This is a genomic window from Gemmatimonas sp. (genome assembly GCF_027531815.1).
In the GTDB taxonomy this organism is placed as follows: domain Bacteria; phylum Gemmatimonadota; class Gemmatimonadetes; order Gemmatimonadales; family Gemmatimonadaceae; genus Gemmatimonas.
On record NZ_JAPZSK010000004.1, the window covers coordinates 19,653 to 40,752 of the forward strand.

The 21,100-nt window shown below is 61.5% G+C and carries 20 protein-coding genes; 8 read left to right on the forward strand and 12 right to left on the reverse strand.

What is annotated here, in order from left to right; all coding sequences use genetic code 11:
* Window positions 1-52: 52 nt before the first annotated feature.
* On the reverse strand, window positions 53-1,318 hold the full coding sequence (locus O9271_RS03890) for a HipA domain-containing protein (protein WP_298266302.1): 1,266 nt from the start codon (window positions 1,316-1,318) through the stop codon (window positions 53-55).
* A 6-nt stretch (window positions 1,319-1,324) separates the two neighbouring features.
* Window positions 1,325-1,681, reverse strand: a complete 357-nt coding sequence (locus tag O9271_RS03895; protein ID WP_298266303.1) for a helix-turn-helix domain-containing protein — start codon at window positions 1,679-1,681, stop codon at window positions 1,325-1,327.
* A gap of 229 nt (window positions 1,682-1,910) precedes the next feature.
* On the opposite strand from O9271_RS03895, the gene O9271_RS03900 reads away from it, so the two are divergent.
* The 5 genes from O9271_RS03900 (at window position 1,911) to O9271_RS03920 (ending at window position 9,648) form a co-directional block, all read left to right on the forward strand.
* On the forward strand, window positions 1,911-2,846 hold the full coding sequence (locus O9271_RS03900) for a hypothetical protein (protein ID WP_298266304.1): 936 nt from the start codon (window positions 1,911-1,913) through the stop codon (window positions 2,844-2,846).
* Window positions 2,847-3,110: 264 nt separating this feature from the next.
* Window positions 3,111-5,576, forward strand: a complete 2,466-nt coding sequence (locus tag O9271_RS03905; protein WP_298266305.1) for a DEAD/DEAH box helicase family protein — start codon at window positions 3,111-3,113, stop codon at window positions 5,574-5,576.
* 3 nt (window positions 5,577-5,579) lie between these two features.
* Window positions 5,580-6,446, forward strand: a complete 867-nt coding sequence (locus O9271_RS03910; protein ID WP_298266306.1) for an FRG domain-containing protein — start codon at window positions 5,580-5,582, stop codon at window positions 6,444-6,446.
* Window positions 6,446-7,900, forward strand: coding sequence for an N-6 DNA methylase (locus O9271_RS03915; RefSeq protein ID WP_298266307.1), 1,455 nt, complete (start codon window positions 6,446-6,448; stop codon window positions 7,898-7,900). Before O9271_RS03910 ends, O9271_RS03915 begins: the two co-directional genes overlap by 1 nt.
* Window positions 7,900-9,648, forward strand: a complete 1,749-nt coding sequence (locus tag O9271_RS03920; protein ID WP_298266308.1) for a restriction endonuclease subunit S — start codon at window positions 7,900-7,902, stop codon at window positions 9,646-9,648. Before O9271_RS03915 ends, O9271_RS03920 begins: the two co-directional genes overlap by 1 nt.
* Here the strand turns inward: O9271_RS03920 and O9271_RS03925 are convergent.
* The 4 genes from O9271_RS03925 to O9271_RS03940 all read right to left on the reverse strand — a co-directional run bounded on the left by O9271_RS03925 (window position 9,637) and on the right by O9271_RS03940 (window position 13,027).
* Entirely contained in the window at window positions 9,637-10,104 is a 468-nt protein-coding gene (locus O9271_RS03925) for a PIN domain-containing protein (RefSeq protein ID WP_298266309.1), read from the reverse strand. The genes O9271_RS03920 and O9271_RS03925 overlap by 12 nt on opposite strands.
* Entirely contained in the window at window positions 10,091-10,654 is a 564-nt protein-coding gene (locus tag O9271_RS03930) for a hypothetical protein (protein WP_298266310.1), read from the reverse strand. The genes O9271_RS03925 and O9271_RS03930 overlap by 14 nt, the downstream gene beginning before the upstream one ends.
* 327 nt (window positions 10,655-10,981) lie before the next feature.
* Window positions 10,982-11,992: a hypothetical protein gene (locus O9271_RS03935; RefSeq protein WP_298266311.1), complete on the reverse strand. Its 1,011-nt coding sequence runs from the start codon at window positions 11,990-11,992 to the stop codon at window positions 10,982-10,984.
* Between the two features lie 168 nt (window positions 11,993-12,160).
* On the reverse strand, window positions 12,161-13,027 hold the full coding sequence (locus O9271_RS03940) for a restriction endonuclease (protein ID WP_298266312.1): 867 nt from the start codon (window positions 13,025-13,027) through the stop codon (window positions 12,161-12,163).
* Window positions 13,028-13,440: 413 nt separating this feature from the next.
* Between O9271_RS03940 and O9271_RS03945 the strand changes: the two genes are divergently transcribed.
* Complete coding sequence (locus O9271_RS03945; protein ID WP_298266313.1) at window positions 13,441-16,728, forward strand: hypothetical protein; 3,288 nt, start codon at window positions 13,441-13,443, stop codon at window positions 16,726-16,728.
* 83 nt (window positions 16,729-16,811) lie between these two features.
* Here O9271_RS03945 and O9271_RS03950 read toward each other — a convergent pair whose 3' ends face one another.
* The 4 genes from O9271_RS03950 to O9271_RS03965 form a co-directional block, all read right to left on the reverse strand.
* Window positions 16,812-17,126 (reverse strand): HigA family addiction module antitoxin, encoded by a 315-nt coding sequence (locus O9271_RS03950; protein ID WP_298266314.1) that lies wholly within the window; start codon window positions 17,124-17,126, stop codon window positions 16,812-16,814.
* 13 nt (window positions 17,127-17,139) lie between these two features.
* A complete protein-coding gene (locus O9271_RS03955) occupies window positions 17,140-17,421 on the reverse strand; it encodes a type II toxin-antitoxin system RelE/ParE family toxin (RefSeq protein ID WP_298266315.1) in 282 nt (93 codons plus the stop codon).
* 138 nt (window positions 17,422-17,559) lie between these two features.
* Window positions 17,560-18,006, reverse strand: coding sequence for a TA system VapC family ribonuclease toxin (locus O9271_RS03960; protein WP_298266316.1), 447 nt, complete (start codon window positions 18,004-18,006; stop codon window positions 17,560-17,562).
* Window positions 17,993-18,232 (reverse strand): hypothetical protein, encoded by a 240-nt coding sequence (locus O9271_RS03965; protein ID WP_298266317.1) that lies wholly within the window; start codon window positions 18,230-18,232, stop codon window positions 17,993-17,995. The genes O9271_RS03960 and O9271_RS03965 overlap by 14 nt, the downstream gene beginning before the upstream one ends.
* A 23-nt stretch (window positions 18,233-18,255) precedes the next feature.
* Between O9271_RS03965 and O9271_RS03970 the strand changes: the two genes are divergently transcribed.
* The gene (locus O9271_RS03970) at window positions 18,256-19,827 is read left to right on the forward strand and encodes an amidohydrolase family protein (RefSeq protein WP_298266318.1); all 1,572 of its coding nucleotides are present in this window, start codon (window positions 18,256-18,258) and stop codon (window positions 19,825-19,827) included.
* A 27-nt stretch (window positions 19,828-19,854) separates the two neighbouring features.
* Here the strand turns inward: O9271_RS03970 and O9271_RS03975 are convergent, their stop codons facing one another.
* Window positions 19,855-20,241 (reverse strand): PIN domain-containing protein, encoded by a 387-nt coding sequence (locus O9271_RS03975; protein WP_298266319.1) that lies wholly within the window; start codon window positions 20,239-20,241, stop codon window positions 19,855-19,857.
* A complete protein-coding gene (locus O9271_RS03980) occupies window positions 20,238-20,519 on the reverse strand; it encodes a hypothetical protein (protein ID WP_298266320.1) in 282 nt (93 codons plus the stop codon). The genes O9271_RS03975 and O9271_RS03980 overlap by 4 nt, the downstream gene beginning before the upstream one ends.
* 199 nt (window positions 20,520-20,718) lie before the next feature.
* Here O9271_RS03980 and O9271_RS03985 point away from each other — a divergent pair, with 199 nt between their 5' ends.
* Window positions 20,719-21,081, forward strand: a complete 363-nt coding sequence (locus O9271_RS03985; protein ID WP_298266321.1) for a hypothetical protein — start codon at window positions 20,719-20,721, stop codon at window positions 21,079-21,081.
* Window positions 21,082-21,100: the final 19 nt, after the last annotated feature.

Genomic DNA, 21,100 nt, shown 5'->3' on the forward strand with positions numbered 1-21,100 from the left:
CGAAGGCCACCCAGAGAAACTCTGCGGTGGCTTTCGCTTTTCGGTGCGTGCACTACGCGTCGAACCCCGGTATCTCGAAGGCCGGACGCACCGCCTCGCAGTCGGCCGAATTGCCGCCGTGCGAGAGAATGGCACTCTCCCACGTCGCGGCCACGACAGCCCGCATGTCATCGATAACGTATTCGGCTTCCTCGGCACTCAACCCGAATCGCACAGAGCCCGAGATCAAGTTCGCCTTCGTTGCGCGTCGCCCCGCCGACAGGCCGCACGTCATCGCAAGATCCCGCTCGTGGGCATGGAGCGGCGTGGGCGTGATGTCGTACGCCGGCGACAAGCGCCACTCGGCAGCATGGGCAATTAGCGCGTGGTTGCGCGGATGATCGTCGTTGTTGGTCACGAGAGCGTTGAGTACCATGCGCCGGAACAGCTCGGCGCGATCAAGCACGGCGCGACTGGACCATCGTTGCAGCTCATCGCTGAAGAGCAGATACGACCATCGTTGCTTGTCGAGTGACTCTTCGGCATCGAGTACCGTGAGGGCACTGACCATTCGCGCACGGCTGTATGTCGACGCGCCGCTTTCCAGCGGCTCGCGGTCGAAACGCTTGAGCAGCAGTACCGGCGCAGAACCGACCTTCTCCACGCGGTACGGCGGAACGCGAATGTTGCATCGCTGCGCCAGTGAAAGCATGGCCGCTTCGACCGCGGCATTGTTCCAACGATCTCTACGGGAGGGAAACTTGGCCAGCCAGATCCCTTCGCGGTCCGACACCACATTCTTGGGTCGCGCACCGCCCATGGACGTACCCGCTTCCATCAATTCCCGGAGGCGCTGTACGGAGTCGGGAATAGGTGTACCGGGTGCCAGATCCTCCAATTCCTTCGCCGCGTTGAGGAGTGCCTCGAGCTGCAGGGTCGTATTGAACGGCCGCTTTGGTGGTGGCGGTACCGTTCCCAAGCCAAAGGACAGCGCCCCGGCGCGATCTTCCGGGGAATTCAGCAGATACTCGATTTCGCCGACATCGAGCTTCCCCAGCGCGTGTTCGATCACTCGTCGGCCCCACGCATCGGGACCGGCATCGCGAATGGCCCCGAACACACCCGCCATCTTCACGGTTTCGTACGTGTTCGCCGAAAGCGGCAGATTGATGGGGTCGATGGGTACGGCTCTCGGATCCTCCCGATAGCGCTGGCCATATACGAAACGTCCCACGACATCACCGAATCCGTTCTGCTCGCGCACGAAGCGACCGCAAGTCACCACCTCTGCCGACTGCGGCCGGTGGAGGTATACGTAGCACTCTTCGGTGTCGGCCATACGCGATTAGAAATCGTCGTCGAGTGGTTTGCGGCTGATGCGCGGCTGCGCGACCCCGCGGCGAAGGGCGGCGCGTTCACGGATCTGTCCTTCGTGGTCGAACTCCAGTGCTGCGACGGGCAGTAGCCCATCCTCTAGGCCGAGCGCCCACAGGACCGCGATATAGGCACCCATGCTCGTCCCCACGTTGCCGGCCTCAACTGCACGAAGCGTAGGGATAGTGATTCCCGCCTTCTGTGCTACGTCGGCCAGCCGAAGGCGCCGACGCTTGCGGGCGAGTGCGATGTTGCGTCCCAGCGTTGTGGCGACGTCAACAACCCGCGCTGGTGCCCGATTGGCGCTTCTGATGGTGGTAACGGCCATGGATTCACCTCAACTATCGGAGAAAGAATACTTTCAGTAAATACGACAAAAAGCAAGAATAGTTTCTTTATGGAAGTCAATCTCGCTACACAAAACGACTAGACGAAAGTGCCGATACAGCCATAAAGCGTTGAAAAACAGAAGCTTACACGCGAAAGTCTGTAACGCCACGCGCGGCCGCTGGTAATAATATTATTACCAGCGGCCGCGCGTGGCGTCGAACAACGACATGAATAGCCAATTCGAGAACATCCAGGCACGTATCTGGAAGCTGCTTCAGCGAACTCCGGCGATGCCATTGCTAGGAATTCAATACCGGCTCTGCGAAGTCGGTACGAATCGAATTGGGCACCTACATATGTCTCTGGCGATCGAGCGCCTTCTCGCCGATGGGGCAATGGTAGAGCCTCTGGCAGGCGTTTTCGTGAATTCGCTAGAAATTGCTCAGCGGCTGGGTGGTGACATCGCGGAAGTGAGCCGTGTGTGGATTAATCGTCAGCCAAGAGAGCACGAGAGCGCCGTCACCATCGTCGCGAAGCAAATTTGTGAGCAGCTCGACGGATTCGGCATCACCAATGGTGGTGAGCGCCAAATCGGACAGGTTGGCTCGAATGAACGACTCTTGGCCGTGCGTTCGCGCTATGTCGACGTGAACGCACCTCGACTTTCAGCCACGCTCTGGATCAGTTGGACGGAACAGGCAATCTGTCCCTCGCAGTCATCGTTCTGGGCGTTCCTCGAGGAATGCAGCAACCGCGGTCGCGTACCAATGATTGTCGCTCGAGCAGTTTCGAAGCTTGCCTTTCCGGTATTGAAGGCAATGAGCGCCAGAGCGGTGCAATACTACTTCGTGCCCACTCCACTGGAAGGCGAAGATCTCCTGGACCTGCAGGAGGCAGCTGGTCGTTTCGGCCTCCCAGCGGTTCGTCCAGCATACGAGTGGGGTGAATTGCCAGTCGTCGATGCATTGCGCACGCAGCTCGACGCCCTGTCCATTGCGGAGCCACCAGTAGAGCGGGTGCGGCAAGCGCTGCATGCCGCGGTGACGCGAGGGTTCTCCAAACACCAAGTGAGGCCGACCATGCTCCGGAGATGGGCCAACGACATCGACCGACAACTGGGGATCAAGCTGCCGCGCCAGTGGAGGTACGCACTGCGCGCGTAGTATTGATCTTCACGGGTGCGAAGGCGTTGCCGCCGCCGCGCACTGCGAAATTGTGCGACTGGGGCAAGACGTTTGAAGGCGTCGGACCTCGGCTGTGAACATAGCGGCGACATGAAAAAAGGACGCCGAATACTCTAAACGGGGGTTACGAGGCCAGAGTACCGGCATGATGCTTTGAAGTATCCGGCACTCAACCGTATACTGTGCCGAGCACTCTACACTGGCAAATTCTGCGAAAATGTTCGTGCCCTGAACTCCTAAATCATGGCCAAGCTTTCTGAGCGCGACGTCTGCACGAAGCTCATCACCCCGGCGCTCGCCGCAGCGGGCTGGGACATCCAGACGCAGGTTCGGGAGGAGGTCTCGTTCACCAAGGGGCGCATCATCGTGCGCGGGAAGCTGGTGACCCGCGGCAAGGCCAAGCGCGCCGACTACCTCCTGTATCACAAGCATCTGCCCATTGCGCTGATCGAAGCCAAGGACGAGACGCACTCGGTTGGCGATGGAATGCAGCAGGCGCTCGAGTACGCGGCCGCCCTGGACGTGCCGTACGTGTTCAGCTCGAACGGGTCAGGGTTCCAGTTCCACGATCGCACGGGGCAGGCCACTCCCATTGAGCAGACGCTCGCCCTGAATGCGTTCCCGGCGCCCGCTGACCTTTGGGTGAGATATCAGTCGTGGAAGGGGCTCGCTCCGGCGCAGGTCGACGTGGTGCTTCAGGACTACTTCGATGACGGCGCCGGCAAGGAGCCCCGGTACTACCAGCGCAACGCCATCAATGCCGCCACCGAAGCCATCGCACGGGGGCAGAACCGCATCCTGCTGGTCATGGCCACCGGCACGGGGAAGACGTACACCGCCTTCCAGATAATCTGGCGATTGTGGAAGTCGGAGCAGAAGAAACGCATCCTGTTCCTGGCCGATCGCAATGTGCTGATTGACCAGACCATGGTGAACGACTTCCGCCCCTTCGGACCCGCCATGGCCAAGCTCAGCACGTCGAGCAAGACGATCGAGCGTGCAGACGGGTCGTTGGTGGACCTTCCATTGGCGATCGATAAGAAGCGGCGCATCGACCCAGCATATGAGATCTATCTGGGTCTGTATCAGGCAATTACTGGCCCCGAGGATCGTCAGAAGCTGTTCCGGGAGTTCTCGCCGGACTTCTTCGATCTCATCGTCATCGACGAGTGTCACCGCGGCAGCGCTGCCGAGGACTCGGCGTGGCGCGAAATCCTCGAGTACTTCGGGAATGCCACGCAGATCGGCCTCACCGCCACACCCAAGGAGACATCGTATGTCTCCAACATCCACTACTTCGGCGCCCCGGTATACACCTACTCCTTGAAGCAGGGGATCAGCGACGGCTTCCTCGCACCGTATAAGGTGATCAAGGTCCATTTCGATGTGGACGTGGAAGGCTACCGCCCGAAGCCGGGGGAGACGGATAAGCACGGCTACGAGATCGACGATCGGCTGTACAACGAGAAGGACTTCGACCGCACCCTCGTCATTGATGACCGGACGCAGCGGGTGGCGCGCTGGATCTCAGAGTACCTAAAGCAGAGCGGGGATCGCTTCCAGAAGACCATCGTGTTCTGCGTGGACAGGGAGCACGCCGCCCGCATGCGGCAGGCGCTGGTGAACGAGAACGCCGATCTGGTGCAGCAGAACCCGCGCTACGTCATGCGCATCACCGGTGATGATCCCGAAGGGACGGCCCAGCTGGGCAACTTCATCGACCCGGAGAGTCGCTACCCTGTGATCGTGACTACGTCGCGGCTCCTCTCCACCGGGGTGGATGCCCAGACGTGCCGCCTGATAGTGCTCGACCGCGAAGTGGGCTCCATGACGGAGTTCAAGCAGATCGTGGGGCGCGGCACCCGCGTGCACGAGGACACGCAGAAATACTACTTCACGCTCGTGGATTTCCGGAAGGCGACCAATCACTTCGCTGACCCGGATTTCGATGGGGAACCGGTACAGATCTACAAGCCCGAGCCGGATGATCCCCCGGTACCTCCCGATGACGGCGATTCTCCGGGCGTCGACGACGACGGGAATCAGCTCCCGATCGAGCCTGGGGAAGACGAAATCACGCTGATCGATAACAATCCCGTATATCCCCCTCCGCCCGGGGGCGGCAGCGGCCCGAAAAAGTTCTACGTGAAAGAGCGGCCAGTCACGGTGCTGCTGGAGCGCGTTGAGTACCTCGACGATGCCGGCAAGCTGGTCACGGAGTCTCTGCGCGACTACAGCCGAAAGGCAATCCGCCGGCACTTCGCGAGCTTGGACGACTTCCTGCGCCGGTGGCGCAGCGCCGAGCGAAAGGACAGCGTGATCGCGGAACTTGCGGAGGAGGGGCTGCTTCTGGCCCCCCTCCAAGAAGAGGTGGGGAAGGATCTCGACCCCTTCGACCTCATCTGCCACATCGCCTACGACCAGCCGCCGCTCAGCCGCCGCGACCGGGCGAACAATGTGCGGAAGCGCAACGTGTTCGCGAAGTACGGGGCGCAGGCGCGGGTGGTGCTCGAGGCGCTGCTCGAGAAGTATCGCGACGAAGGGGTGGTGTCGGACTTGGACAACGTGAGGGTGCTGGAGATCCCGCCGTTCAACGCCATGGGGACCCCACTACAGCTGATCAAGCAGTTCGGTGGTAAGGCCGGCTTCGAGCAAGCCGTGCGTGAAGTTCAGAACGCGCTCTACGCGCCCCTCGATGAGTCAGCCTGAGCAATGAGAGCCATTGGCACATCACAGCTCTTCAGCTACTTCGATGCTTCGGCAGAACCACGTGAGGCGAAGTACACCGAGATTCGCAAAGGTGTCGGCCATCCAGTTAAGTCGTTCATGGATCTCGCGAAGAAGGTGGCGGAGCTTCAGTACCGGAATCCTGAACTCGAATTGCTCTTTCGTGGCCAGAACAGCGACCATCAGAATCTTCAGAAGAACTCAACGCTCAAGCCGACCATTCTCCGTAGCGCAAAGGGAAGCCGCCAGCCTCCCGCGCGGGCGCTGCTTCACGAACGCTTCGAAAGGTTAGCTCAGGCGGAACAACAGCTCGTTGCTCTCTTTGAGGCGAAGGATTTACTCCCGAAGACCCAACTTCGAAGGCAGCGGATTCTTCGGTGGGCGATTCTCCAGCACTACGAGGTGTGTGCCACTCCGCTGTTGGATGTATCTCGGTCACTCAGAATCGCGGCTTCGTTCGCCACTGTTGGTGCCGAGAATGAAGCGTACATCTACGTGTTGGGTGTCCCCAATCTGAGCGGCGTCCTGACCGTCAGTATCGATTCCGGGATCCAGACCATCAAACTAGCTGGCATTTGTCCCCCCGCGGCGCTCCGGCCTCATATCCAAGAGGGCTACCTCATGGCCGAGTTCCCGGAAATGGGGGCCTTCGACCAGAAACTCGAATATGAGCATTATGAAACGGATTTCGGGCGACGTCTTGTTGCCAAGTTCCGCTTCAACCCGAAGACATTCTGGGCGGACAGAAGCTTTCCTCGTGTACCCCAGCGCGCTTTGTATCCAGATGCGCACGACAGCCTCGCCAAGCTACTGAAGTCGATCAGACTCCCTTCTCCCAAAGCGCCGCGATAATGTCAGCACGCAGCACCGTAAAGGCGATTCAGGACCTCATGCGCAAGGACAGCGGCGTCGATGGCGACGCGCAGCGTCTGTCGCAACTCTGCTGGATGTTCTTTTTAAAGATCATCGACGATCAGGACCAGCAGTTGGAAGTCATGCAGGACGGGTATCGCTCTCCCATTCCCAGACGGCTCCAGTGGCGCACGTGGGCGGCAGACCCCGAGGGGATCACGGGGGACGCGCTCATGGCGTTCGTGAACGACGACCTCTTTCCCACGCTCAAGGAACTGCCCGCCCGCGCCCTCTCAGCCAACCGGGCGCGGGTGGTGCGCGGGGTGTTCGAGGACGCGTACAACTACATGAAGAGCGGCCATCTGATGCGCCAGGTGGTGAACAAGATAAATACGGTCGACTTCAACGACCTTGCCGAGCGCAAGCACTTCGGCGAGGTGTACGAGCAGCTACTCAACGACCTGCAGAACGCCGGGAACGCGGGCGAGTACTACACCCCGCGTGCGGTGACGTCGTTCATGGTGGATCGCATCGACCCCAAGCCAGGCGAGGTACTCTTTGACCCTGCCTGCGGTACTGGTGGCTTTCTTACCTGTGCCATCCGGCACATGCGCGACCGGTACGTGAAGACAGTGAAGCAGGAACAGGCGCTGCAGGGCGGGCTGCGCGCGGTGGAGAAGAAGCCGCTGCCGCACATGCTCTGCGTGACCAACATGCTGCTTCATGGCATCGAGGACCCCGGGTTTGTGCGGCACGACAACACGCTTGCGCGCCCGTATATCAGCTGGGAGCAGAAGGACCGGGTAGATATCATCCTCGCCAATCCGCCGTTCGGCGGAAAGGAAGAGGATGGAATCGATAGCAACTTCCCAGCGCACTATCGCACCAAGGAAACGGCAGACCTGTTCCTGGCCCTGTTCATCCGCCTGCTCAAGCCCGGCGGGCGGGCGGCCGTGGTGCTGCCCGACGGGTCACTGTTCGGCGAAGGGGTGAAGACGCGGCTCAAGGAGGCGCTGCTGGCGGAGTGCAACCTGCACACCATCGTGCGGCTCCCCAACAGCGTGTTCAAGCCATACGCCAGCATCGGGACCAACTTGCTCTTCTTCGAAAAGGGTGGCCCCACGAAAGACATCTGGTTCTACGAGCACCGCGTACCAAGGGAGCAGAAGGCGTACTCCATGACGAAGCCCATTCGCCAGGAGCACTTCGCCGGCTGCGTGGAGTGGTGGGGCGGCGCCGAGCGTGATGGGCGCGTGGTGACCGAGCAGGCGTGGAAGGTGACCGCCGACGAGGTGAAGGCGCGCGGGTACAACCTCGATATCAAGAATTCGCACACGGTGGCGGATGATCACGGGGATCCGGTGCGGCTGCTGGCGGAGCTCGAGGCGGCGGAGGCGGAGACGGCGCGGTTGCGGGAGCAGCTTAAGGCGATGCTGGCGGAGGCGCTGCTGTGATGAATAGTGCGGAACTCCTTGCGCTCTTCGAACAGCTGACAGAAGCACCAGATGCCATTCAGCAGTTGCGCCAGTGGATCATCAGCCTCGCCATGCATGGTGGGCTAGTCCCGCAGGACCCTAGCGATGAAACGGCGTCGCGCCTCATGGAGATGATTGCGGAGAGCAAGGCGCTCATAGCAAACCGCAGGTCGTCGAAGAAAATCGTTGGAGATGACCAAACTTCGATAAAGCCCCCATTTGCGCTGCCCGCCAGTTGGTGCTGGACGACCCTAGATGCAGTCTCATCGTATATCCAACGAGGGAAGTCGCCGAAATACAGTACTGACGATGGAGCACTGGTCATCTCTCAACGCTGCGTCCAGTGGGATTGCCTTGACCTATCTGTTGCGAAGCGGATTACGTTTGAGTCGCTGCGCGCCTATGAGGCCGAGCGCTTTCTTCGTGAAGGCGACATTCTCTGGAATTCGACCGGAACGGGAACGATCGGCCGACTCATTCGACTACGCGAAGTCCCTCCTGGATTGGTCTGTGACAGTCACGTGACTGTTGTTCGCACTCTGATCGTTGACCCAGACTTTATTGGTCTGTGGCTACGCTCCGACTACGTTTACGGCGTGATCGAAGAGAAAGCGTCAGGTTCGACAAACCAAGTGGAGCTGACGGCCAGAATGGCGCAGGGGCAGCTGCTTCCACTGCCACCGCTAGCCGAACAGCACCGCATCGTCGCGAAGGTCGACGAGCTGATGGCGCTGTGCGACCGGCTTGAAGCCGCGCGCAAGGAACGCGAAGCCGCGCGCGACCGGCTGGCTACGGTGAGCTTGGGACGGCTTAACACGCCGGATCCGGAGTCGTTCGTCGCAGACGCGCGCTTCGCCATCAAGGTTGTGCCGATACTGACCGCGCGCGCGGCTCAGATCAGGCAGCTTCGCCAGACAATCCTAAACCTTGCGGTCCGCGGACGATTGGTACCGCAGAAGCCCATTCATGCTTCAAGCAAGTACCGGTCTGGCGAGTCAGTTCTGGAGCGTGAACGTAGCGAACATCAGAAGGCAGAAGTCGCGCCGTTTCATATACCCGCGGGCTGGTCATGGGTTCAGCTGCGAGCGATTGTTGCACGGGCGGACTCCGGCTGGAGTCCCAAGACAACGGAGATTCCGAGAACGGGTGATAGGTGGGGAGTACTCCGCGTCAGTGCAGTTTCATGGGGTAAGTTTCGGGGGGAGGAGAATAAGGAGCTTCTTCCCGGGGTGGAGCCCCGCTTGCAAGCGCAGGTACGGCGAGGCGACTTCCTGATATCTCGCGCGAATACGGCGGAGCTTGTGGCAAGGGCCGTGGTTGTCGAGGAGGATCCGACCAATCTGATGTTGAGCGACAAGATTGTTCGGCTGCAGCTCAACAATTCGGTAAATCGTCAATTCATCTGTATGGTCAACAACTCGGCTGACTATGCGCGCGCGCACTATGCCAATCTGGCAACTGGCGTCAGTCCTTCGATGAAGAATGTGTCGCGAGACGTTATCCTCGATCTACCTATCCCACTTCCACCACTGGAAGAGCAGTGTCGCATCGTTGAGGCGGTTCGCAGCACGATGGCTTGCTGCGACCAGCTTGAGCACGCCATAACGGCGCGCGACACCGTTCGAAGTCGCCTCTTGGAAGGAGTGCTCTACCGAGCATTGAGCTCATCGGAAATGGAATCGCCCAATGCTGCCACAGCGGGTCACAGACAACAGCTAGAGTGCTAGAACTGTCTGTGCTTCTCGTGGCTTAGTAATGACAAGCCCATCCACGAGATCGGAGCCGCTCAGTGAGAGTAGCTGATCGTCAAAAGAGTGGAGTGCGTCACAGCGGAGAAGAAGTGCAGTTGCAATAAAATTGCAGTCCGGAGTCTTCAGTCGACGTCCTGCTGCACGGGCCTCCAAGCGCAGGCGCCGCACCCGTTCTACAACTGCCGGCCCCGGATAAGACATGGTAAACCCTGGGCGTTGTGTTAAGGAGTCGAACAGCTGTGGGATCTGAGGGGATGAACTGTCGCCGATAACCTCGCTGACCGCCGTTCCGCAGGTGACTAATGAAATCTGTCCGCGATCGAAAGCGTCGACTACTTCGAGCAATGCGTCAAAATCAATACCTCGCCATCGCTCGTCCTGGAGCATGGCAATGAACACGCCCGAGTCCCAGCAGTACTTAATCCTCGGCATCTCTAAGGCGTTGCAGGTACTCGACTGCTTCCATACCCCCTGTAAGGTCTGGCACAGAACCAACAAAGCTCCGCAAAGTGCGCTGCGCCGAGGACTCAGGAGGGACTTCAATTCGTTCCACATCAACGCGAAGCGGATAGGGGCTACTGTCGGTGAACGTAAGTAGACCATGCACACGACAGTACTGCCGCAAGGCGAGCCGCGCCTCATCAAGGTAAGTCCGATCGAAGCGACAAGTGATGCGTGGACCTTCGCTAGGATACAGATAGAAAAGCGGCTCTCGATGAACATTGATCACGTCGACAAAACCGGACACTGTCCCCGATAGATTGGTTTCAGGAGATAGGGCTAAGTCGAATCGTTCTGCAGAAGTGGTCGACGAGACACTCAACAAAACATCGTCTACCGTTATCGTCGCTTGCCTGACTCGCCCACGCGCAACCGGCGCCATCATTTCGCCAATCTCCTCAAGTACTGCACGGTCCAGTCGACTATTGCGTGTGCTGCGGTCCCTGTAGACGGCTACTGCCTCGGCAAACTGCGAGAACATGAGACCTACATCGATGTTGGACGGCGCCGACGTCTCTAGGACGACAGTCGCGCTCCCGAGCTCAAGATCAACAATTCGGAAGCTCGTTTGGGTTCGCGCGGATGGAGCTGCACCGGTCTGCCCACGCTCAAGTCTACGAAAGACCCCAAGCGCGTGCTGCAGGAACTCGACGAAGTCTTGGGCCTGTACGAGACCCTCCTCTTCGAGAAGTCCTTCGAGGTGCAGTGTAAGCTTTCGAGAACGCGACATATCGCAAGTATGCAATGAGGATCTGGGCCAGTCTAGAGCCGTGTACTAGTACTCGAGCGTAGGTCAGGCATAGAAATGTTAGCTCGTAGGAACAACTAGCCGTGATATCGGCGCAATAAGCGTCTCTACGGCGGCAAGCTCTTCTCGGCTCGATTCAACCGGGCGACTGCTTGACGTTGTGAGCAAGAGCTCGGGTTGAGAAATCGGTCCAAGAGCCTCAATCACGTCGACGATCGGAAAGTCTCGTCGTTCAACGAGCAGGCGTGCAACCATTCGCTGAGACGTAGATGGCAATGATGCCTCCTTGGGCATAAGCGCATCTGCCGCGATGAACTGCTGAACAATGACCCATGCCGAGTAAAAAACCTCCATGAATGACGCGTCGTAGGGAAGCGGGCAAACAACGAGGTTCTTCGACTCATCGATTGTGATTCTGTCGCTCCTCCCTGCTTTCGATGGGACAATGCCGACACGAATTCCGCGAGCGCCTTCGAGTTGAGTGGCATTAATCTTCACTGAGGTACCGATCCAACGATCGGTATCCTTCATTCCCAAGAACAGATCGGCTTTCCATGCACCGCTGATACTTGCAGGCAAGTACGGGCGCGTGGTCGGCCGACGGAACGCAGCAGCGAGCAGGTTGATGTACCGGCGAAGCTTTACCGGTTGAGCCTGAGCTCCTGTCAATAGTCTTGAGTCGTCGGTAAGCAGGCCCTTCGCGGTATCAATCAGCCGAAGTGCTCCGTTTTTTTCCGCGCCGAACAATATCGAAGCTGTCTCCGTTCCCTTGACCCGACAGTGTTTCTTCAATCCGTCATTGATTTTTTCGACAACGCTCGGCTCACCGCGTTTGACTGCGTCGTGAACAGCGTACTCGAAGCAGATTCCAATGTCGCCGTCCCCAGCGCGATATAGCCGAGGTAGCATCTTTAGTTTGACCGTCTCGAATCCCCCCGCTTCCGCCACGACGTCATGCCTCAGAGCATACAGCAGCCCCTGCAATATCGGGCGGATCACAGCGATGAGCGCGGATACTTCATCAGCAACCGGGTTAATCTGGCTTTCCGATCGGATTGAGATTTCACTCATATAAGGAGGTTCCTGTTGAAGTAATCCTGTTGATTTCGTTGTAGCGTCCGCAACCTGAAGGGATTAGTAGCAGGACTTGCGGCGATTGAGCAACTGAACGCGTCAATAGAGCACTCAGCCGTTCGCCAATCGAGATGCGCGAACAAAGCAAGGGCTTTACCAATGCGCCTACCGGCGAAAGCGTCGAACGTTTAGCGAATACGGTTGGCCTGCAGCTGGATCGATAATCATGCTGAATGTGGTTCTTGTACCGTCTTGTGAATCGTCGTGAGATACAACGATCGCCGCTCCCTCGTAGCGATAGAACTCTGGAGCAAGGTTCTGTACTACCACTACGCATTCTACTTCGACTGTTAACCGAGCGATTTGGAGGAGTTCGCCGCCTCGGTGCACCAAGTACCTGTCGCGGGCCTCGAAGTCGAGAGCAACCACCCAGGGATGGTCATCCAGTTCGACCCATATCCGGGGTTCATTAGCGAGCCATTCTCCAAGTCGCCGCCGAGCGTGCGCGGCGTATAGAGCTTTGGCGTCGGCAAGTACAGAAGATATCACTCTGCCGCTAGCGTCAGCTATGGCCGCGTTGGTGAGATCTTCTACGTCAGAGGGCCTGGAAGCATTCACGAGCTCTAGTTGAACTCTTCGAGGCTGCGGATGCAGTTCGACAACTGTCGTACGCCAGCCGTGCATGATTCTCGGCCAGTCGGCCTCTTGTGCCTCGCTTAGCGATGTGAGGGTCACTCTTCCGCCCACAGCTCTCTGGATAGCTCCCTTGGTAAACCCGCTCCGGCTGACAGCGATGACTCTATCGATCGGGAGAACGGCATATTTCCCAACGATCTCGTTTATCCACTCCTTGGTCGCCGGTCGCTTGTGGTCTCTGCATTCGATAGCAATCCTGAGTTTGCGGGGGCCAACGGCAGCCTCGAGAAGTACGTCTATTTCGACATGAGCCCCACCATCAACGGGCGCAACCATAGCGGATTCTCGGACTTCAACACCAAAGCCTGATAGGCTCTGTTCGATAAACAGAACCAATCTCTGAAAATCGTTGGATCGGCGCGGCAATTTGTCTCCAACATGCCCGTGTTTGTCAGACGGCAAATAGTTAACGTCTGTGAATTGATGTTCAATAATGCACCTAGCGCCACAGCTGTGTTAGCTCAGAATCTGCGCCTCAACTTTGGAGCTCCTCAACCGGAATCGGTACATCCTCGCGAGAACTATGTTTGGTCTTGGCAATCTGTCACGGGCTTCGATGAAAACTCTTGCCCCCACTACCCGGCCAGTTCAATCGGACCTCTTGGGGAATCCTAGGACAAGTGCTGCCAGATTCTCGAAACGGTAGAGTTTTCTCCTCTGGACTGTCACGAGACGCGCGCATGTGCCGCAGGTCGCGGCTTTCATGCCTGAGGCGCATGTTTCTGGCACAGTCCCCTCAACCCGGTACCATGCGACTGCGCCAGCTTACCGCTACCCTCGGGCTAGTCCCCGCTCTCCTCATCGCCCAACGCCCCACCCCCAAACCCGCAGCCGCACCGGCTCTCCTCCTCGACACCGCCTTCGTAAAGGTCCCGTCCTGGCGGTTCGTGGGGCCCGACGGCAACCGCGTCATCGCGGTGGCCGGCGTGCCGGGGGAGTACAAGACTTACTACGCCGGCGCGGCAAGTGGTGGGCTGTTCAAGAGCACCAACGGCGGCATCCGCTGGGTGCCGGTCACCGACTCGCTGCGCGTGAGCAGTGTGAGTGCCATTGCGGTGGCGCCGAGTGACCCCAATGTGGTGTGGTTCGGCACGGGGGAAACGTTCCTGCGCAGCAATGTGTCCATTGGCGACGGCATCTACCGCAGCACCGACGGTGGCGGGCACTGGCAGCGCATGGGGCTCGAGAACACGGGGCGCATTGGGCGGGTGGTCATTCATCCCACCAACCCCGATGTGGTGTACGCCGCGGCGCAGGGGCACGGCTACGGGCCGCAGCCCGACCGCGGGCTCTGGCGCACCACCAACGGTGGCAAGGAGTGGAAGAAGGTGCTGTTTGTGAACGACAGCACGGGCATCATCGATGTGGCCATGGACCCCACCAACCCGCGGGTGCTCTTCGCGGCCAGCTGGCAGCAGTACATCGTACCCTGGGACAAGAACAGCGGCGGCGCCGGCAGCGGCATCTTCATGTCACGCGATGGCGGCGACACGTGGACTCGGCTCGACGGCGGCCCCAACGGCCAGGGGTGGGGGCGCGGCCTGCCACGCACCGGCACCATGGGCAAGATTGGCCTGGGAGTAGCGCGCAGCGACCCGCAGCGGGTGTACGCGCTCATCGAGATGAAGGAGCCGGCCTTCTACCGCAGCGACGACGGCGGCCGCAGCTGGCGCGCAGTCAACCGCGATCACGACCTGCTGGAGCGCCCGCAGTACTACACCCGGTTTGGGGTGAACCCGGCCAACGCGGACAACGTGTTCTTCGTGGGCGTGCGCTTCGTGGGCACCATGGACGGTGGCCTCACCAAGATGCCGCAGCCGCCGCGCGCCGGCGGCGACCTGCACGATATCTGGTGGGATGTGGCCGACCCCGATCGCTACGTGGTGGGTGACGACGGCGGCGTGGGCATCACCATTGACGGTGGCAAGAGCTTCACGCGCATCGCGCTCCCCAACGCGCAGATGTACCACGTGGCCACCGACACCAAGGTCCCGTACAACCTGTATGGCAACCGGCAGGACGGCTACTCGTACGGCGGCCCCAGCAACTCGCGCGGCTCGCGCAGTATTGGCGTGTGGAGCGCGGTGGGCGGCTGCGAAAGCGGGTGGGCCATTCCCGACACCATCGATGGGCGCACGGTGTGGAGCGGCTGCTACGACGCGGGGCTCGAACGCTTCGACCTGCAAACCAAAATGGCGCGCGCCGTGGAGCCGTGGCCCGAAGCCGGCTACGGTGTGGCACCCAAGGACCTCAAGTACCGCTTCCAGTGGACCTTCCCCATCCACATCTCCCCGCACGACAACAACACGGTGTACGTGGGCTCGCAGTACGTGCACCGCACCACCAACGGCGGTCAGAGCTGGTCGCTCATCTCCCCCGATCTTTCCACCAACGACAGCACCAAGCAGCAGAGCAGTGGCGGGTTCGTGATCGACAATCTGTTCGTGGAGAACGTGACGGTGCTGTTCGCCATCGCCGAGTCGCCGCTGGAGAAAGGGGTGATCTGGGCGGGCACCATGGACGGGCTGCTGCACATCACGCGCGACGGTGGCAAGACGTGGAGCAACCTCACCGCCAACCTGCCGGGGCTCCCCAAGTGGAGCACCATCTCGGCCATCGAACCCAGCAAGTACGACGCCGGCACGGCATACATTGCCGTGGACGCGCATCTCATCAACGATCGCGACCCGTACATCTACAAGACCACCGATTACGGCAAGACCTTCACGCGGCTCGACGCCACCATTCCGCGCAGCGTGTTCAGCTACGTGCACGTGGTGCGTGAGGATCCGGTGCGGAAGGGGCTGCTGTACGCCGGCACCGAGAACGCGCTGTACGTGTCGCTCAACGACGGCAGGCAGTGGGTGGAGTTCAACCACTCGCCCGCCGGCGGGCTGCCGCACGCTCCGGTGAGCTGGCTGCAAATTCAGGGGCACTTCCACGACCTGGTGGTGAGCACGTACGGGCGCGGCTTCTACATTGCCGACGACATTTCGTATCTGCGCACCATGGCCGATTCGCTGCTCACGCGCCCCGCCACGCTGCTGCCCATGCGCGCGGCGTATCGCTTCAGAAAGGTGGCCACGCCGCTGGCGGCGACCAACTCGCTGGTGGCGGGCACCGACCCGCCGTTGGCGGCCACCATCAACTACACCATTGGCGGGTTGGCCAAGGATTCCCTGCCGCGCGACAGTGTGCGCTTCCTGGTATACGACGCCGGTGGTGCGCTCATTCGCAAGTTCGCCGGGGCGCCGGCCAGGCGCGGGCTCAACCGCGCCCTCTGGGACCTGCGACACGAGGGGCCGCGCAAGGCCAAGCTGCGCACGGCGCCTCCGGGCAACACGTTCCTGCGCGTGACCGACTCGCGCCCGCTGGTGCCGTGGGACCTGGACCTGGTGGGCGGGCAGGTGGGGCCGCTGGTGGCGCCGGGCACGTACACCGTGGCCATGGTGTGGAAGAGCGACACGCTGCGCCAAAAGGTGGAGGTGCGCCGTGACCCCAACAGCGAGGGCACTAACGCCGACATTGCCGCGCAGGTGGCGCTGGCGCTGCGCATTCGCGACGCCATGAACGAAACGGTGGCACTGATCGACGAAAGCGAGTGGCAGCGCCGCGGCTTCGAGCAGATGCGCACCACGCTGCGCGAGAAGATTCGCGACGCGAAGGAGTACGGCGCCAGCCCGGGCCCGGCGCTCAGGGTGCCCGACGCCGAGGCCTTCCTGAAGGAGATCGACGCGGTGGAGAAGCGGGTGATCGCGATAGAAGGGAAGCTGTACGACATCACGCTCACCGGCGCACGTGAAGACGCGTTCCGTACGCCCAACCAGCTGTACGAGAAGCTGGCGAGTGTGGGCAGTGACGTGAGTGCGTCGAGCGCCGACTTCAGGCCCACCGATCAGCAGGGGGAGGTGTACGGCATGCTGCGTACGCAGCTCGACGGGCTCAAGGTGCAGTTCAAGGACTTCGTAGCCGGCGACCTCGCGGCGTTCGCGCAGAAGGCGGCGAAGCTGGGGCTGGCGATGCCGGTGATGTTCTAGCCTTCGTCACGGGTCGCTCAAAAAGCAATGCGTCCGCAGCCGGTTCGGGTGGCTGCGGACGCATTGCTTTTGGGTAGCAAGCGTTACGCGACGCGGAGAGGCTGGATGTTCGCGATCTCGCGCTTGAGATCGCGGGCGGCATCCCAGAGATCGACATTGCGCTGCAGGTTCAGCCAGAACTCCGGCGTGTTCCCGAAGAGCTTGCCGAGCCGCAGGGCCATTTCCGGGCTGACGGCGCGCCGCTCGCGAAGCAGTTCGTTCATGGACTGCCGCGACACGCCAGCGGCTTCCGCGAACGCCGAAACCGTGAGGTCGTACTCCGGTAGGAACTCCTCGCGGAGGATCTCACCCGGGTGAATTGGACGGCGCTCCAGCGGGCGGGTGTTGGGGACGCTCATCGGACCGTACAGGCTAGTGGTAGTCGCAGAACTCGACGTCGTACGCATCGCCGTCGAGAGAGCGGAAGCAGATGCGCCATTGATCGTTGACCGCGATGGCATGTTGGCCTTCGCGGTCTCCTTTGAGCGCATGGAGCCGATTCCCAGGCGGTACACGCAAGTCGGTAACCTGACGCGCGGCATGAATGGCGTCGAGCTTCCGGAGAGCCCGCCGCGCTACGTCGGCGGGCACTTTCTTGGCCGTACCTGTTCGAGACAACTCCTCCGTTTGCCCGTCGGCAAAGCTCTTGATCACTTGAAAATGTAACGCGTCACGTGACAATTGTCAATTGCGGGCGGATCGCAAGGTGAACGACGGCTCCAAGATCCCCAGGGCAGAGATCGTGCTCAGGGAGGTCGTGCTCGAGCACGACGCTTTCGAGTTCAAGTAGCATCAGAGCGCCCTTACGATGACTGGATCCACGACCTCGGCAAACCCGACCCCCGCAAAGTCACGCACGTTCCGTGTGTAGAACCGCGTCACCCCATTCGCGCGCAGCGTGAGCGCCAGTACAGCATCGAAGGTGCGGCGCGCGGGAAAATCGTTGAGTGACCACTGTGCATGCAGGCGCGGCATTTGCCCCGGCGACCAGGCGCACTGCTGCCACCCGCTCTTGTCACGGTACCACGCTACCGTGTTGGCCGCGGTTGCCGCATCGAGCGGACGCTGCAGCACATTCGGATGCCGCAGCAGGCGATACAGCTCGAACCACAGCTGCTCGGCGACGACCCAATCGCTGGGCGTATCGAGCGCCTCGGCAATCAGGGCCCGGCACGGTTCGTGTTCGGCACAGTCCCGATTGATGGCGTAGAGCAGGACGTGGGTATCAAAGCTCTGCACGGTCCTCCCACGCGCGCTCGCGCAGCGTGGCCGCGTCCGTTTGGATGTCGCCGAGCCCGTACACCGGGGGTGCCTCCCGCACCTGCCGCGGGGCCGGGGCATTGGCGGCGAGCCAGGCATCCACGGCCGCCCGCACCAGCTCGCTCACCGGGCGGTCCATGACCTTGGCCGCCTGGCGGAGCCGGGCCAGCTGCGGCTCGGGAAAGAGGATTTGCATTTTTTCCATGTATCCAGTATATACATGTATCCATGCGCCATCAAGCTGCCATGAACAACGACACCAACCTCTCCCGCCGCGAAGTGATCGCCCGGGGTGCCCTGGGCGCCCTGCCGCTGCTCGGCATACCGCAGCTGGCCCACGCGCAGCCGGCCCACGCGCAGCCGGCACAACCCCCGCGCGCCGTGCGACCGCCCCGCACGCGCGATTACATCATTGACGCCTCAGCGGCGCTTGTATGGCGGGATAATGTGCCGACGCTGATCGGCGAATGCTCGGTGCGGGTGCGCGGCAACGACATCGTAGACGTGCGCGAAGGGCGCCTGCCGGCAGGGAACACGCCCCGCATCAACGCCACGGGTCAGCTGCTGCTGCCGGGGTTCATCTCGGGGCACACACACGCGGCCAGTGGCAGCCCCACCCGCGGGCTCATCGAGGAGGGGCGGTCGTATCAGCGTCCCATCGAGCTGTTGGAGGCGCTCCCCGACGACCTGCTCGACGACATCACGGCGTACAACGTGGCCGAACTGCTGCGCTCGGGGTGCACCACGCACGTGGAGATGAGTCTCAGCCTCAAGCAGGCGCAAAGCTACGTGCGGGTGGCGCGGCGCTGGCACGTGCGCGGCTATCCGGGGGGCATGGTGCCGGGCACGGCGCGGCTCTTCCCTATCTGGCGGCGCAGCAACGACGCGGTGCTCACCGCGAGTGTGCCCGACACGCTCGCCGAAATCGACGCCAACCGGCGCTTCGCGCGTGCGGTGAACGGCGCCGAGGAGGGGCTGATACGGCCCATGATGACCCCGCACGCGGCCGACACGCACACGCCAGAGACCATGCGCGCCATGATCGACGGGGCACGCGCGCTGGGGAACGGCATGCACACGCATCTGGCGCAGGGGGCGGGGGAGGTGCGCACGGTGCAGCGGCTGTACGGGCAGTCGCCGGCGCAGTGGCTGGAGTCACTCGGCGCTTTCGACATGCCCTTCTTCGGCGCGCACATGACCGGCGCCACGGCCGCCGACTGGGAGGTGCTGAAGCGCCACGGGGGTGTGTACGCGCATTGCCCCAGTGGTGGTGGCGCGGGCAACTCGAGCGGCACGCAGCCGTACCCCGAGGCGCTGGCCGCGGGGGTGCGCGTGAACGTGGGAATCGACACGCACAGCAACGACTATCTGGAGAACCTCAAGCTGGCGATCATTTGCGGTCGCGCACGGGCGCGGCTGCTGAACGGCATGCCGGGGCGCACGGGGGCGCCGCTTTCCATGCCCAGTATGCGCGACGCGGTGCACGGCGCCACACACGTGGCGGCCGACGCGCTGCGTCGCCCCGACCTGGGGCGCATTGCCGTGGGTGCCAAGGCCGACCTGTGCACGGTAGATGTGAGCGGGCTGCTGGTGGGCAGTGGTGCCGTGGGCCCCGAGCCGCTCAGCAACCTGCTGTACGCGAGCGGTGCGAACGTGCGGCACGTGATCACGCAGGGGTACGTGCAGCTGTGGGGCGGGCAGCTGGTGGTGGACGACCAGACGCAGGTGCAGCAGCGCGGCGCCAAGGCGGTGCAGCAGATCTGGGCGCAGCTGCGGGCGGAGGGGTGGTTCGGGCGGTGAGGCGCTATCTCGGGCGGGGAAAACCGCTCAGCGCAGCAGTCGAGCGCCCTCAAGCGTCGCGAGACGCTTGTCGAACGTGAGCAGCTCGCAGTCTTCGGTATTCGCATCGGCAAGAATGAGCCGATCCATGACGCCGGGGTGTTGAGTGGTATGCGCCGCGATCAGCGCTTCGCGAACACCACCGACCGCGGCGACGCGATCACTGGTCAGCAGGGCGAGCAGTGACTCGACGGCCAACTCATGCGGCACGTGGTAATGATGGCGTAGCGCGAAGTAGCTCTCGCCCACGACGAGCGCCGATATGTGCACCGCATGCGGCTGCCGCTCCAATGCCTGCTTGGCCGACTCCGCTTGCTCGATCGGCTCACCGGTCAGCAGCCGCAACACGACCGAGGTGTCGACGGCGTATGTCACTCGCCGACATACTCCGCGCGGCTACTCGCAATGCTTTCGCGAACCGCCTCCATGGAGTGGTCCGTTACGGGTGCGGCGAACGCGCGGAGCTGGCCGAACCAGGCGGGGCGCCATTCGCCGCTTGGCGTGACTTCGGTCTGCCTGGTTTGTGCGGAGTCCCCATCGAGCACGTATCGAACGCCTTCCGCCACCAGCTCGCGGACGGTTCGGCCACGACGGGCAGCCTCGACCTTGAGACGCCGGTAGAGCAGGTCGTCAAATTCGATAGTGGCTTTCATGTTTGCAATATATATGGTTATACGGTTTTGAGGAAACGGTTGCCGTGCACGCGGCCGTCATGCACCGCCACGGTGTTCGCGGCCTGTTGTCAGACCCTCGTGCTACACTGTGGTTGGGTGAGGTGAACACTCAACCAGGAGGGCCATGAGGTATCGCTCCGTAGATCGATCGGGTTTCACGCCCAACTTCGATGGGCGAATGGGTGACGAAGTATTCGACATTGGCTGGGCCGAGGGCGTGCTGCAGGAAGAGCGGCCGTTTCGTATGGAATGTTGGGGGTTTGCGGGCAGCACCGGCGTCACGGTGTTCATGGCGAGCGAGGAGCTCGAGCATGCCGACGCCGCGCAGGTCCATGCGCTGCTCGAAGCGAGCGGGGTGATCACCACCCTCGAGCCGCAACAGCTGTCGGTGCTGCACTTCGTTGATGCCGCGGGTACGCCGTGTCTCTCCATCAGCTACATCGTCGCCAATGAAGACGATGAGTACTTCGTGGAGGCGCACCCGCTGCTCACGAGCTACCGCCCCGGCAACGGTGAGGGCACTGGCGACGGCGTTCGCTGAAACCGCTGATCAGTGCCGG

Coding starts and splice junctions, on each gene's coding strand:
- O9271_RS03900 (WP_298266304.1), top strand. CDS start 1,911: ATGAATAGCCAATTCGAGAACATCCAGGCACGTATCTGGAAGCTGCTT.
- O9271_RS03970 (WP_298266318.1), top strand. CDS start 18,256: ATGCGCCATCAAGCTGCCATGAACAACGACACCAACCTCTCCCGCCGC.
- O9271_RS03915 (WP_298266307.1), top strand. CDS start 6,446: ATGTCAGCACGCAGCACCGTAAAGGCGATTCAGGACCTCATGCGCAAG.
- O9271_RS03945 (WP_298266313.1), top strand. CDS start 13,441: ATGCGACTGCGCCAGCTTACCGCTACCCTCGGGCTAGTCCCCGCTCTC.
- O9271_RS03910 (WP_298266306.1), top strand. CDS start 5,580: ATGAGAGCCATTGGCACATCACAGCTCTTCAGCTACTTCGATGCTTCG.
- O9271_RS03890 (WP_298266302.1), bottom strand. CDS start 1,318: ATGGCCGACACCGAAGAGTGCTACGTATACCTCCACCGGCCGCAGTCG.
- O9271_RS03905 (WP_298266305.1), top strand. CDS start 3,111: ATGGCCAAGCTTTCTGAGCGCGACGTCTGCACGAAGCTCATCACCCCG.
- O9271_RS03965 (WP_298266317.1), bottom strand. CDS start 18,232: ATGGAAAAAATGCAAATCCTCTTTCCCGAGCCGCAGCTGGCCCGGCTC.
- O9271_RS03980 (WP_298266320.1), bottom strand. CDS start 20,519: ATGAAAGCCACTATCGAATTTGACGACCTGCTCTACCGGCGTCTCAAG.
- O9271_RS03925 (WP_298266309.1), bottom strand. CDS start 10,104: ATGCCGAGGATTAAGTACTGCTGGGACTCGGGCGTGTTCATTGCCATG.
- O9271_RS03985 (WP_298266321.1), top strand. CDS start 20,719: ATGGGTGACGAAGTATTCGACATTGGCTGGGCCGAGGGCGTGCTGCAG.
- O9271_RS03920 (WP_298266308.1), top strand. CDS start 7,900: ATGAATAGTGCGGAACTCCTTGCGCTCTTCGAACAGCTGACAGAAGCA.
- O9271_RS03930 (WP_298266310.1), bottom strand. CDS start 10,654: ATGTTCTCGCAGTTTGCCGAGGCAGTAGCCGTCTACAGGGACCGCAGC.
- O9271_RS03935 (WP_298266311.1), bottom strand. CDS start 11,992: ATGAGTGAAATCTCAATCCGATCGGAAAGCCAGATTAACCCGGTTGCT.
- O9271_RS03895 (WP_298266303.1), bottom strand. CDS start 1,681: ATGGCCGTTACCACCATCAGAAGCGCCAATCGGGCACCAGCGCGGGTT.
- O9271_RS03950 (WP_298266314.1), bottom strand. CDS start 17,126: ATGAGCGTCCCCAACACCCGCCCGCTGGAGCGCCGTCCAATTCACCCG.